This window comes from Mycobacterium sp. 852002-53434_SCH5985345, assembly GCF_001667155.1.
GTDB lineage: Bacteria > Actinomycetota > Actinomycetes > Mycobacteriales > Mycobacteriaceae > Mycobacterium.
On sequence record NZ_LZIE01000024.1, the window covers coordinates 147,383 to 159,904 of the forward strand.

The following is a 12,522-nucleotide window of genomic DNA, read 5'->3' on the forward strand; positions in this document are numbered from 1 at the left end:
TGGCGACGGCGCGTTGATCAGGAGGACCGACATGTGGGATCCAGATGTCTACCTGGCCTTTGCGGACCATCGCAGCCGGCCCTTCTACGACCTGCTGTCACGGGTGGGGGCCGAGCGGGCCCGGCGGGTCGTCGATCTCGGTTGCGGGCCCGGCCACCTGACCAAGTACCTGTCGCGGCGCTGGCCGGAGGCGGTGATCGAGGCGATGGATACCTCGCCGGAGATGGTCGCCGCGGCAAAGGAACGCGGCATCGACGCCGTCGTCGGCGACCTGCGGGACTGGAAGCCCAAGCCCGATACCGACGTCGTGGTCAGCAACGCCGCGCTGCATTGGGTGCCCGAGCATGCCGATCTGCTGGTCCGCTGGGTGGACGAGCTGCCCGCCGGTTCGTGGATCGCCGTCCAGATTCCGGGCAACTTCGAGACCCCGTCACACGCCACGGTGCGGACCCTGGCCCGGCGTGAGCCCTACGCAAAAGTGATGCGTGACATACCGTTTCGTGTCGGTGCCGTGGTACAGCCGCCGATTCAGTACGCCAATCTGCTGCTGGACGCCGGATGCAAGGTCGACGTCTGGGAGACCACCTACCTGCACCAGTTGTCCGGTGACAATCCGGTGCTGGAATGGATCACCGGGACGGCGCTGGTTCCGGTGCGCGAGCGGCTGAGCGCCGAAGACTGGGAGCGGTTCCGCGAGGAACTCATCCCGCTGCTCGACGACGCCTACCCGCCCCGGGCCGACGGCACGACGATCTTCCCGTTCCGGCGGGTGTTCATGGTCGCCGAGGTCGGCGGCTCGCGGCGCTCCGCCGGCTAACCGCTCGCTTCCTTCTCGATGCCGCGTTCGGCGGCGATCGCCGACCGGGAGGTCGGCTTCATCCGATGAATCTGCAGGTACGTCTCGGTGTAACGTGCGGAGATGCGGGTGCCGGCGAACTCCGACGGGATGACGTCACCCGTGCGCTGGCGCCAATCATGAAGCTGGACAGCCAAATCCGCCGCGATCTCGTCCGCACCCGCGACGTCACCGGCCAGCAGGTTGGTGGTCTCGCTGGGGTCGGTGCGCAGGTCGTAGAGCTCGCGCTCGGGGCGCGGGCCGGTGACCAACGGCGCCACGGCCATCCCGGACGGGCTCTCCTCGATATCCAACGGCAGGTCGAGCAGCGGCCGGGGCACGTAGTTCTCGATGTAGCTGTATTCCTTGGTGCGAATCGCGCGGATGGGATCGAACGAGTCGTGATAGGTCTTCGTCGTGTACACGCGGTCTCGGACCGGCACGGCGTGCGGGTCCGGGGCGACCAGGGCGCGCGCGTGCGACACCCCGTCGACATCGTCGGGAACGTCGAGACCCAGCAGGCCCAGCAGCGTCGGCAGCAGGTCCACGCCGGAAAACAGTTCGTCGTAGACGCGTGGGGTGATGGCCTGGCTGGTGGGGGGCCGGATGATCATGCCGATGCCGGTTCCCGCGTCGTACAGCGTGGATTTCGCGCGGGGGAACGCCGGGCCGTGATCGGTGAAGAACACCACCCAGGTGGTGGCGTCCAACCCGGTTTCGGCCAGCGTGTCCAGCAGCCGGCCGACCGCGGCGTCGGCCGTCGCGATCGCCCCATAGAAACTGGCGAGGTCGCCCCGCACCTCGGGGATGTCGGGTAGGAAGTCGGGCGGGTCGACCTCCGCAGTGTCCGCCGGCTCGTAGCGGTCCCGCGGATACGGCCGGTGCGTCTCGAAGAAGCCGGCGGTCAACAGGAACGGCTGGCCCCCGAGATCTTCGGTGCCCTCGCGCAGCCATTCGCCCGCCTTGTCCACCACGTACTCGCAGTATGAGTTGGACACGTCGAACTCGTCGAAGCCCAGCCGCTGCGGGTAGGACGTCTCGTGCTGCATGCCGAAAAGCGCCGAGTACCAACCCGCATCGGTCAATATCTGGGGCAGCGTCCGCACGCCGTTGCGGTATTCCCAGCCGTGGTGCGCCAGCCCGATCAGGCCGTTGGTCTGCGGGTAGCGGCCGGTGAACAGCGATCCGCGCGACGGCGAGCACAGCGGCGCCGTGGCGTGCGCCCGGGTGAACAGGATGCCCTCGGCGGCAAGGCGGTCCAGCCGGGGGCTGGAGACGTCCGGGTGGCCGTAGACGCCCAGATAGCGCCCCAGATCGTGCCAGTGCACGATCAGCACGTTGTCCTGTCGGTCGGCTGCTTCGCCCGGCGCCAATTGCGTCACCTCTCCGATTTGCCCGCGACCGGCGACGATACCGCAGCTACTCGGGGGGACCCTGGGCGCGCCGACTCCAGCGGTTCTCGCAGACGAACTCCGAGAGCGGACGGGCGACGGCCCAGCCGTCCAGTTCCAACGCGGGCCGATCGGGGAATTGGGGCACCGGCCCCAGGCACAGAATGGCCACCGGCTCCGCCCCGGCGGGCATCTCGAGCATGGCCGCCAATCGGTGCGGATCGAACAGCGAAACCCAGCCCATGCCAAGGCCTTCGGCGCGCGCTGCCAGCCACAGATTCTGGATCGCGCACGACACCGACGCGAGGTCCATCTGCGGTAGCGTCCGCCGGCCGAATACATGCCGCTCCCGGTCGTCGCCCAGCGCCACCACCAGAAGCTCGGCGCATTCCAGGATGCCTTCGACTTTCAGCGCCAAAAACTCCTCGCCCCGCTCGCCCAGGGCCGCGGCGGTGAGCGGGCGCTCGTCGTCGACGAGCGCGTGGATGCGCCGCCGCAGCCCGTCATCGGTGATGCGGATGAAACGCCACGGCTGCATCAGGCCGACGCTGGGCGCCGCGTGGGCCGCCTGCAGCAGGCGGGCCAGCACGTCCTCGGCCACCACGCCCGGTGAGAACCGGCGCATGTCCCGTCGTTCGGAGATCGCCCGATAGACGGCGCGGCGCTCCTGCGGGCTGAAGCCCTCCTCGCTCACGGGAGTCATCGTAGGAAATCCGCGTTAGCGTGAACCCTGTCCGCAGCACGGACCCGGCGAACATCCGAGAAAGGAGTGTGCCGTGAAGCCCTTGGACGCACTCGACCAGCTGCCCAGCGACCCCGCCGCCGGCCGCGTGTACGGCGAGCCCTATCAGACACCGGACGGCACCACCGTGATCCCCGTCGTCAAACCCCGCGGCGTCTTCGTCATCCGCAACGGCGAGGCGTCCTGGACGCCCGCCGTGGACGGGAATCGAATCGCGCTGATCGGAGTGATGACCGGCCTGCTGGCGGCGGTGATCGCCAGCCTCGCGGTTCTGCGGCAACCGCCCTGGCCGCGGATGACCGTCACGGACTATAGGTAACGCCGACCGCGCGAAAGACGTAGTCGGGCGGCATGTCGAAGGCCAGCGATCGCCGCGGCAGGCCGCTGAGCACGTCGGCCGGAATGGCGACCTTGTAGTGCAGCGACAGTTCGCCGCTGAACTTCGGGTCGACCCGATTGACGTCGACGTCGACCCGCAAACCGGTCGACGATATTTCGACCTGCGCCGATCCGTTGTGCTCCGCGTCCCAGCGGACGTCGACGGTCGGACCGGCCAGCCTGGGCAACATGGACAACGTGGCGAGCACCCGCTCGGAGCTGAACACCAGCGAACCCGTGTAGCTGGCGACGCTGTGCGGCAATCGCACGCCGGGGATGGCGCCGCGGAATCGCCGGGTCACCGGGACGTAGTCGGCAAGGTGGATAAGGCCTTCCGCCTCGACCTGCGCGTACACGTCGTCGGGCAGCTTGCCGATGCCGAACAACCTACGGACAAATACGGCCATGACGCCAGTATGGACCGGCGCCGGCGACCGCGTGGTCAGGCCGCCCGCCGCTGTGCGCGGTGCAGCTGGTATCCGTGGGGGTCATGACCCGATCGCGGATCACTACGGCCGCCTGCATCGCCGTGACCGCTGTGGCGGTGTACGCGCTTATGTGGGTGGGTTACTCGCAGCACTGGCACTGGCAGCAGCGCATGGACTGGTCACTGCTGGACGCCGCGCGCGACAGCGCGGTCAAACACCCGTTCTGGGTGCGGTTCTGGGCGGATGTTTCCTTTGCGCTGGGTCCGGTCCCGTTGCGGGTGCTGGGCACGCTGGCGGCGGTGGCCGCCCTGATCATGCGCCGGGTGCGCGCGGGCTTGCTGCTGTTGGCGTGTGCGCCGCTGAGCGGGTTCGTCACGGTGGCGGCCAAGACGCTGGTGGACCGGCCACGGCCGTCGACCATGCTGGTGGCCGCGGCTGAGACGTCGTTTCCGTCCGGGCACGCGCTGGAGGCGACGGCCGCGCTGCTCGCGGCGCTGTCCCTGGCGTTGCCGGCGATGAACCGGGCGGTGCGCCGCGGTGCGATCGCGCTGGTCGCGCTGAGCGTGCTGGCGGTGGGGGTCTCGCGGGTGGCACTGAACGTGCACTACCCGTCCGATGTGTTGGCGGGCTGGTCGCTGGGCTACCTGTATTTCCTGATGTGTTTCACGGTAATTCGGCCGCCGAGCCGGGCTTCCTTCCGAAAGCCGTGCGACGCGGGGGATTTGGTCACGGCGCGGTGACCTAACCGGGTCTAAAGCTTTACTTGACCCCGCGCCGTTGGGGTTTGACGATAAAGGTCATGCGCCGACTGCTCGCTTCGCTGGCCGCTTCGGCGTGCGCAGTTTTCGTGTCGCTCGCGCTGGCGCCGATCGGTGCCGCGGCGGGTGCCCCCTGGTTCGCGAACGCGGTCGGCAATGCCACGCAGGTGGTTTCGGTGATGAGCACCGGCGGGTCGAACGCGACGATGGACATCTATCAGCGCTCCGCCGCCGGGTGGCAGGCGCTGCGGACGGGGATCCCCACCCATGTCGGTTCGGACGGTATGGCGCCCCAGGCCAAGAGCGGGGTGCCGGCCACTCCGATGGGCGTGTACACCCTGGACTCCGCGTTCGGCACCGCGCCGAATCCCGGTACCGGACTGCCGTATACCCAGGTCGGCGCCAACCACTGGTGGAGCGGCGACGACCACAGCCCCACCTTCAACTCCATGCAGGTGTGCCAGAAGGCGCAGTGCCCGTTCAACACCGCCGAAAGCGAGAATCTGCAAATCCCGCAGTACAAGCACGCGGTCGTGATGGGAGTCAACAAGAACAAGACCCCGGGCGGCGGCTCGGCGTTCTTCTTCCACACCACCGACGGGAAACCCACCGAGGGATGCGTCGCCGTCGACGACGCTCAGCTGGTGTCGATCATGAAATGGCTGCGGCCCGGAGCGGTGATCGCAATCACCAAGTAGCGCGCGTCAGGCGTCGGTGGCCAGCGCGCGACCGGGCTTGAGCGTGAAGTTCATGCCCTCCAACGACATCGTGGCGTCGTAGGTTCGGTCGTAGCCGGTGCCGCTGATCTTCCAGCCGGCGTCGGTGCGTCGGTAGGTGTCGCGGTAGAAGGCCGCACCGATCAGCATGAAGTTCAAGTCGGCGACGATCACCCGGTCCTGCAGATACCAACTGCCCGTTGCCGTATCGCCGTCGACGATGATGTCCGGATGGGTCACCCGGTGCTCGGTGATGACGTTGGCGGGCAGCGACGTACGCATGTACTCGACCAGGTCGTCGCGGTTGGTGAAGTGCAACTCGTTGCCGATCGACGGCCCGTAGTCGGCCTTGATGTCCGCGGCCAGCGTGTCGGCGAAGTCGTCCCAGTGCTTGGTGTCCAGCGCGCGCAGATACCGGTATTTGACGTGCTTGATGGCTTCGATATCGGCCAGTTCGTCGAGGGTGAGGGTGCTCATCCGGTCATTGCAGCACACGGTGATGAGCCGCTTGCGCTCGCATCGAAGAGCTGGCGTCGCCGAGACTTGAGCCACGGTCACATCGCGCGGCGGGTCTTGTGCGTGGTTTACGTGTCGCGGTGGCCCCGACCGTCGGAGAGGTAGCGGGTGACCATGTCGATCAGGGCGCGCCGTTCCAGGCTCCAGTCGATGGCGGTCCCGGTGACCATCTGCGCCAGCACCACGCCTCGCAGCGTGGCCCAGATGACTTCGGCCACACCGGCGTTCGCGGGATCGTCGGTGATCAGCCGCCCGAGCTGCCCGATGGCCGCATTCATTTCCAGCAGATGGCGCCGCGGGGACTCGCCCGGCCCGCCGCGGGTCGCCCGCAGGATTTCGAACGCCGCCGTCGACGTCGGGCTGCTGTAGCAGCTCCACGCGGTGTCGACGACCACCTCGATGCGCTTGCGCAGCGGCAACTCGCTGACATCGGCCGCCGACAGGCTCTCGATCAGCCGGTCCACCCCGTCGTCCACGACGGCCATCAACAGGCCATTGCGATCGCCGAAGTGATACTGGATGACGCCCCACGTCACGCCCGCGCGTTCGGCGACGTGCTTGGCGGTCGCGGCGGCGAAGCCCTCCTCCGTGATGCAGCGGACCGTCTCGTCGATGATCTTCGCGCGCGTGTCGTCGCCGCGCTTGCGCGGCGCCGTGGTGCGCCGGGTGGGGCCCACCGAACCCCCGGCCTGACCTGCAGCAATCGACATTGTTGACTTTATAACATAGCCAAGTCTATTTTTGGGCCGTGAGCCGATCCCGTTATGCGCGGTTGACCCGCGAGCAGTTGGCCGTCCTGGTTCCCGAACTGCTCTTGATCGGGCAACTGATCGACCGCTCGGGCATGGCCTGGTGCATCAGCGCGTTCGGTCGCGACGAGATGGTGCAGATCGCCATCGAGGAGTGGGCGGGCGCCAGTCCCATCTACACCCGGCGCATGCAGCGGGCACTCAACTTCGAGGGCAACGACGTGCCGACCATTTTCAAGGGGTTGCAGCTCGACATCGGCGCCCCACCGCAATTCATGGACTTCCGCTACACCGTGCACGACCGCTGGCACGGCGAATTCCAGCTCGACCACTGCGGCGCGCTGCTCGACGTGGAGCCGATGGGTGAGAAGTACGTGTTCGGCATGTGTCACACCATCGAGGACCCGACCTTCGACGCCACCGCGGTGGCGACCAACGCCCGCGCCCAGGTGCGCCCCATCCACCGGCCGCCGCGGACACCGAAGGACCGCCAGCCGCACTGCGCGTGGACCGTCATCATCGACGAGTCCCATCCCGAGGCCAAGAGCATTCCCGCGCTGGACGTCGTGTACCAAACCCGAGCCGCCACATGGGAACTCGACCCGATCGACCGCTCCGACGAAGGCAAGGCGGATTACTCCGGCCCGTTGCTGTCGGACTTCGACTTCACCGGCTTCTCGCATTCGGCGCTGGTCCGGATGGCCGACGAGGTTTGTCTGCAGATGCACCTGCTCTACCTGTCATTCGCCATCGCGGTCCGGGCCCGCGCCGCCGACGACGCCCAGGCCGTGTCGGTGTGCACGCAAGGCCTGACCGGCATAGCGGGCGTGGCCGCCGAGCGCATTCACCGCGCGCTGGGGCTGCCCGGCGGCATCGAAGGCGTGTTGCAGGTGCTCGAACTGCACCCCCTGCTGAACCCCGCCGGCTACGTCTGCGCGGAAACGGCCAACCGGCTCGTGGTGCACCGCTCGCCGGCCCACGACGATGCCGCATGGATCGCGCTGTGCTCACCCGAATCGGTGCAACCCCTGCAGGCGATCGCCACCGCCGTCGACCCGCACATCGAGGCCCGGGTCAGCGGCACGAACACCGAGTGGACCGCGGAACTGGTCGAAACCGACACCGCGGCCGCCGAACTGCCCGAGGTGTCGGTAACAAAGGTGAGCGGCGGAGCGACATTCCAGTTTGAGCCGAGACGATCACTGCCGCTGACCGTGGTGTGAGCAACCGCGTCAATTTGTCAAGGGGTCAGCGGTACCACTTCGGTGACGAGGTGGCATCGACCGGATACCGATGATGTTGCAGGCCATCGGTTTTGGGCGTGTCCGCGACTATGGTTAACGCTGGCCACCGACCCCTATAGACGAAAGTTTTCGCTCTATGTACGACCCACTTGGGTTGTCGATCGGGACCACGAACCTGGTCGCTGCGCGCAACGAAAGTCCACCGGTTATCCGGCGTTCGGTGCTGGCGCTTTACCCGCACTGCGCGCCGGAAGTCGGTTTGCCCGAAGAGAATTCGTATCTCGCCGAGCCCGGCGTGATGATGAAGGGCTTCGTCGAGCGCATCGGTGAATCGGTGGCGCTGGTGTCCGCTGACGGGTCCGCGCACGACCCGGAACTGCTGACGGTGGAGGCCCTGGACGCGATGGTGCGCGCCGCCGGCGCGGACGCGTCGTGCTCGGAGATCTCCATTGCCGTGCCCGCGTACTGGAAACCCGTTACCGTGCAGGCGTTGCGCGACGGTCTACGGACGCATCTGGGATTCGTCCGCAGCGGCATGGCGCCCCGGCTCGTCTCGGATGCGATCGCGTCGCTGACCGCCGTGAAGTCCGAGCTCGGCCTGCCCGACGAAGGTGTGGTGGGGCTGCTGGACTTCGGTGGCGGCGGTACGTCGGCGACGCTGGTGAACGTAGCGGGTGATTTCGAACTCGTCACCGCGACAATGCGTTACGCGGCTCTGTCCGGCAACGAAATCGATCAGGAGCTGCTGCTGCGGGTCTTCGAGGAGCTGGGTCGCGGCAGCGGGATCGACCCGGGCAGTACGGCCGCCGTCGGGCAACTCGGCGACCTCAGGGAACAGTGCCGGCTGGCCAAGGAGCGGCTGTCCACCGACGTGGTCACCGAAATCGCTGCCCAGCTCGGCGAACGCAGCTGCAGCTTCACGCTCAAGCGCGACGATCTCGAAGATCTGATGGCGGATCGGTTGACCGGCTTCATCTACGCCTTCGACGACATGCTGGTGCGCTACCGCAAGAATTGGGGGGACCTGGCTGCGGTGGTGACGGTGGGCGGGGGCGCACACATTCCGCTTGTCGCTGAACGGCTTTCGGTGCACGGACGCATCCCGGTCCTGACGCCGTCGCAGCCCGCACTCGCGGCGGCCTGCGGCGCGCTGCTGCTGGCGTCCCGCGGTGACGAGCTGAGCCTGCGCACGCGGACGTCGATCGGCCTGCTGGCGTCCGCCAACGCCACCAATGAGGTCGTCGACCTCGGTGCCGGCGACGTGCTGGTGATCGACGACGAGGCGTTGACGGATCGCGAATTGGCGTGGTCGCAGACCGAATACCCCGGCGACGTGCGGTTGCGGTTCGGCGGCGAAACCTACGACGAAGACGGCCCGTCCGGTTGGTCGATGCGCCTGAACGTGATCGACCCGCCCCCGGACCGGCCGTGGCGCCGCCTTCGGTTGTCGCAGTTGATCATCGGCATGTCCGCCCTGGTGGCGATGACGGCGATCGGCGGCGTGGCCTACACGCTGACCGGCCTGGAAAACCGCCAGGCCCCGCCCGCGCCCAGCGTCGCACCGCTGCCGGCGCCCCCGGCCAGCCACCTGGTCCCGCGCCCCGTCGCGCCGCCACCTCCCACCGCCCCCCCCCCCCCCCGCGCCGCGCCGGCGCCCCCCCCCCCGCCCCCGCCCGAACCGCCACCCTCACCGCCGCCGCCACCGCCCCCGCCGGTGGTGGTCACCACGCAGGCCCCACCGGTGTGGACCCCGCGGCACACCGCCCCGCCGTCGACTCAGGCGCCGACGACGACGGCCATGACGACGCCCCCGCCACCGCCGTCGACCACGAGCGAGGAGCCGCCCCCGCCGTCGACCACCACGACCCCAACGACGACGGTGCCGATGACCACCGAGTGGATCCACGTCCCGCTGCTTCCGGTACCGATTCCGATCCAGGTTCCGCAGACGCAGGCCCCGCAGACGCAGGCGCCGCAGTACACGCCGTATCCGCAGTATCCGCAGCAGTACCCGCAGTACCCGGGGAACTCCCAGAATCCGTTCCTGAGCCCGGGCTACTAGCCGCCCCAGCCGCCCGAAGCGTCCCTGCTGAGCGCGCTCTAGAAGCGCGCCCGGGCCCGCGCGGGTAGGTTTGGTGTTACCCGGTCGGGCGGGGTCTATCCGGTGATGTCCTCATGGAGGATCCCGGAGCAAATCAGCGGACTGTGGAGGCGTAAGTGGACATCGTGCTGGGGGTCTCGATGGCTCCCGAGACGGTCCGCCTGGTGGTCATCGAGGGCCAGAGCGCCGACGGTGTCACCGTCGAACAGGACGAGTTCGCGGTCGCCGGCGGCGCAGGCTCGGTGACTGCCGGGGCGGTCGACCAAGTGCTTGCCGCGATCGGGGGCACCCGGGAAGGCGCGCTCGCGGGCGGCTACCGATTGGTGTCGACCGGAGTGACGTGGACGGACCCCGCCGGCGTCGGCGCACTGCGGGATGCGATGGGCCGCCACGGCATGGGCAACGTCATGCTGGTGTCCCCGTTGCTGGCCGCGGCCGCGCTGGCCCAGACGGTCGGGTCCGCCCTGGACTACGCGCACATCGCGATGCTGTTCGTCGAGCCCGAGACCGCGACGCTGGCCGTCGTCGATGTCTCCGACGGTTCGATCGTCGATCTGCACCGCCAGCAGCTGGCGTACGCCCCCCAGGAGCCGCTCGCCGTCGAGTTGGCGACGATGGTCGCCGGGCTCAACTCGCGGGGGGGCCGGGCGGACGGCGTCTTCCTGGTGGGCTGCGGTACGGACATCGTGGCGGTCAAGCCCGCGCTCGAGGCGGCGACCCCGCTCGAGGTGACAGCCCCAGAGGAGCCGGAGATGGCGCTGGCCCGCGGAGCGGCGCTGGCGTCGGCGAACGCGCCGCTGTTCGCCTCGTCCACGGCGGCCCTGGCATACGCGCTCGACCCGGGCACCGGGGAAGTGAGTCCCCGACCGATCGGCCCGACCTACCTGGACGTCTGGGGCAACACGACCGCCGATGCGCTGGCCTACAGCGCCGTCGCCGACGAGGACGACGTGACCCCGCGCAGGCGCAGACCCATGTTCCTCGCCGGAAGCGCGCTGGCCGGGATCGCCGCGGTGGTCGCCGGCGTGGTGCTGTTTTCGCTGGCCTCCGATCGGCCGGGATCCACCGCGCCGCAGAACCCGCGGGTCAGCGTCGCCACCCCGGCCAAGCAGGTGCCGGCCGCACCGCCGAGCGCGGCGCCGGCGGCGCAGCCACCCGCCCCCGCGCCCCCCCCCCCCCCCCCGCCCGGGGTGGCCGCCCCGCAGCCCGCCCCGCCGGTCGCCGAGCAGCCGGCGCCACAAACGCAGAAGCCGCCGCCGGCGGCTCCGGTCTACCGCGCTCCGAGCCGGCCGGCCCCGCAGTACACGCCCCCGCCGGCCCAGCGGCCGGCTCCCGCGCCGGCCCCGGCGGCCCCGCCGCCTCCGCCACCGGCCGCGCCCGCGCAGCCGCCGGTGACGATGTACCTGCATTTCCCGTTCGTCACGGTGCCGATTCCCATCACCCCGCCGGCGCCGCCCCCGCCGCCGGCGCCGTAAGGGCGTGGCGCCCGGCCGCGAGTGCGCGCACACTGGGCGGTGACGACATGAGCGGCGAGGAGGTCGCGTGGGCGAATACGGTGCGTTCGGATTTGATCCCGACGAGTTCGATCGAGTGATCCGCGAGGGCAGCGAGGGGCTGCGCGACATGTTCGAGCGGGTCAGCAAGTTTGTCGCGGCGCCAGGAGCCCGGACCGGGTGGTCGTCGCTCTTCGAAGACCTGTCGCGGCGCCCCCGCCAGGAGCCCGAGACCACCGGCGAGGCCGGAGACGGGGTCTGGGCCATCTACACGGTGGACGCGAACGGCGGCGCGCACGTCGAACAGGTTTATGCGACCGAGCTCGACGCGCTGCGGGCCAACAAGAACAACGTCGACCCCCAGCGCAAGGTGCGGTTCCTGCCCTACGGCATCGCGGTCAGCGTTCTTGACGACGATTCCCCTGACGAGGAACCCGGCGAGCCTTCCTGAATCTCAGCCCTGCTGGACGACGTTCGCGCTACCCGCGTTGCTGACTTTCGGCGCGCCCGAGTGGTAGGTGACCTTGTTGTTCAGGCCGGAGGCGTCGATGCTGTCGACGGCGTCGACGGTGACCTGGTTCTGCATGCCCGACACGGTGAGGCTCGCGCAGTGGCCGCTGATCACCACCGTGTTGGACACGCCGCGGACGATCACGATGTTGTCGTTGCACGCGATCGTCCGGTTCTCGCCGACCCCGGAGACACTGATCTTGTCGCCCGGCGCCGGTACCGGTGAGGTCGACGGCCCGGGTGTTGTGGTCCGGGTGGTCGACGGTGCGGTGCCACCCGGGGGACCGAAGGTGATGGTCGGCGGGGAGCTGATGATCGAGCGGACACCGGAAAGTTGGTGGGCCGCGAAGGCGGCGATGCCGCCGGCGAGGGCCAGCATGCCGATGACGATGACCGTGCCCAGGATCCACCACATGCGATTGCCGGAGGGACGCTGCGGCGGCGCGCCGCCGTAGGTCCACGCGGGCGGTGGCGGCGGAGGGCCCGGCGGCCCGGGCGAATAGGCCTGGCCGGCGGGATGCGCACTACCCGCTTCGGATGCCTGCGCCGCCTCGGCGAGCGGGCGCTCGAGTTCCCGGATCCGCTCCTCCGGGTCGTCGTCTGCTGCCATCGATTGAATATGCCATTCCCGCGGCTGATTTCGGGCGGTTCGGTAGTTTCT

The 12,522-nt window shown here is 69.1% G+C and carries 14 protein-coding genes; 8 read left to right on the forward strand and 6 right to left on the reverse strand.

Going from position 1 to position 12,522, the window contains the following annotated elements:
• Positions 1-31 precede the first annotated feature (31 nt).
• Positions 32-817, forward strand: a complete 786-nt coding sequence (locus A5756_RS03985) for a trans-aconitate 2-methyltransferase (protein ID WP_066947464.1) — start codon at positions 32-34, stop codon at positions 815-817.
• Here A5756_RS03985 and A5756_RS03990 read toward each other — a convergent pair.
• Together A5756_RS03990 and bluB are read right to left on the reverse strand one after the other, a co-directional pair.
• Positions 814-2,217, reverse strand: a complete 1,404-nt coding sequence (locus A5756_RS03990; protein WP_066947466.1) for a sulfatase — start codon at positions 2,215-2,217, stop codon at positions 814-816. The two genes, A5756_RS03985 and A5756_RS03990, sit on opposite strands and share 4 nt — an antisense overlap.
• Before the next feature lie 37 nt (positions 2,218-2,254).
• A complete protein-coding gene (bluB, locus tag A5756_RS03995) occupies positions 2,255-2,929 on the reverse strand; it encodes a 5,6-dimethylbenzimidazole synthase (RefSeq protein ID WP_066947469.1) in 675 nt (224 codons plus the stop codon).
• A gap of 73 nt (positions 2,930-3,002) precedes the next feature.
• Here bluB and A5756_RS04000 point away from each other — a divergent pair, with 73 nt between their 5' ends.
• Positions 3,003-3,287 carry a hypothetical protein gene (locus tag A5756_RS04000; RefSeq protein WP_066947472.1) on the forward strand — a complete coding sequence of 95 codons (285 nt, stop codon included), beginning with the start codon at positions 3,003-3,005 and terminating at the stop codon, positions 3,285-3,287.
• On the opposite strand, the gene A5756_RS04005 is transcribed toward A5756_RS04000, so the two are convergent.
• Entirely contained in the window at positions 3,271-3,753 is a 483-nt protein-coding gene (locus A5756_RS04005) for a hypothetical protein (protein WP_066947475.1), read from the reverse strand. The two genes, A5756_RS04000 and A5756_RS04005, sit on opposite strands and share 17 nt — an antisense overlap.
• A gap of 83 nt (positions 3,754-3,836) precedes the next feature.
• Here A5756_RS04005 and A5756_RS04010 point away from each other — a divergent pair, with 83 nt between their 5' ends.
• Together A5756_RS04010 and A5756_RS04015 are read left to right on the forward strand one after the other, a co-directional pair.
• On the forward strand, positions 3,837-4,514 hold the full coding sequence (locus A5756_RS04010) for a phosphatase PAP2 family protein (RefSeq protein WP_066947684.1): 678 nt from the start codon (positions 3,837-3,839) through the stop codon (positions 4,512-4,514).
• Positions 4,515-4,573: 59 nt separating this feature from the next.
• On the forward strand, positions 4,574-5,230 hold the full coding sequence (locus tag A5756_RS04015; protein ID WP_066947478.1) for a L,D-transpeptidase: 657 nt from the start codon (positions 4,574-4,576) through the stop codon (positions 5,228-5,230).
• A gap of 6 nt (positions 5,231-5,236) precedes the next feature.
• Here the strand turns inward: A5756_RS04015 and A5756_RS04020 are convergent, their stop codons facing one another.
• The gene (locus tag A5756_RS04020; RefSeq protein WP_197505452.1) at positions 5,237-5,725 is read right to left on the reverse strand and encodes a nuclear transport factor 2 family protein; all 489 of its coding nucleotides are present in this window, start codon (positions 5,723-5,725) and stop codon (positions 5,237-5,239) included.
• Positions 5,726-5,832: 107 nt separating this feature from the next.
• Positions 5,833-6,474: a TetR/AcrR family transcriptional regulator gene (locus A5756_RS04025; RefSeq protein ID WP_066947484.1), complete on the reverse strand. Its 642-nt coding sequence runs from the start codon at positions 6,472-6,474 to the stop codon at positions 5,833-5,835.
• A gap of 38 nt (positions 6,475-6,512) precedes the next feature.
• Between A5756_RS04025 and A5756_RS04030 the strand changes: the two genes are divergently transcribed.
• The 4 genes from A5756_RS04030 (at position 6,513) to A5756_RS04045 (ending at position 11,802) form a co-directional block, all read left to right on the forward strand.
• Complete coding sequence (locus tag A5756_RS04030; protein ID WP_066947487.1) at positions 6,513-7,736, forward strand: hypothetical protein; 1,224 nt, start codon at positions 6,513-6,515, stop codon at positions 7,734-7,736.
• Positions 7,737-7,893: 157 nt separating this feature from the next.
• Complete coding sequence (locus tag A5756_RS04035; protein WP_066947490.1) at positions 7,894-9,819, forward strand: Hsp70 family protein; 1,926 nt, start codon at positions 7,894-7,896, stop codon at positions 9,817-9,819.
• A gap of 155 nt (positions 9,820-9,974) precedes the next feature.
• The gene (locus A5756_RS04040; protein WP_066947492.1) at positions 9,975-11,333 is read left to right on the forward strand and encodes a hypothetical protein; all 1,359 of its coding nucleotides are present in this window, start codon (positions 9,975-9,977) and stop codon (positions 11,331-11,333) included.
• Between the two features lie 67 nt (positions 11,334-11,400).
• Entirely contained in the window at positions 11,401-11,802 is a 402-nt protein-coding gene (locus tag A5756_RS04045) for a hypothetical protein (protein WP_066947495.1), read from the forward strand.
• A 3-nt stretch (positions 11,803-11,805) separates the two neighbouring features.
• Here A5756_RS04045 and A5756_RS04050 read toward each other — a convergent pair whose 3' ends face one another.
• Positions 11,806-12,471: a DUF3060 domain-containing protein gene (locus tag A5756_RS04050; RefSeq protein WP_066947500.1), complete on the reverse strand. Its 666-nt coding sequence runs from the start codon at positions 12,469-12,471 to the stop codon at positions 11,806-11,808.
• Positions 12,472-12,522 lie beyond the last annotated feature (51 nt).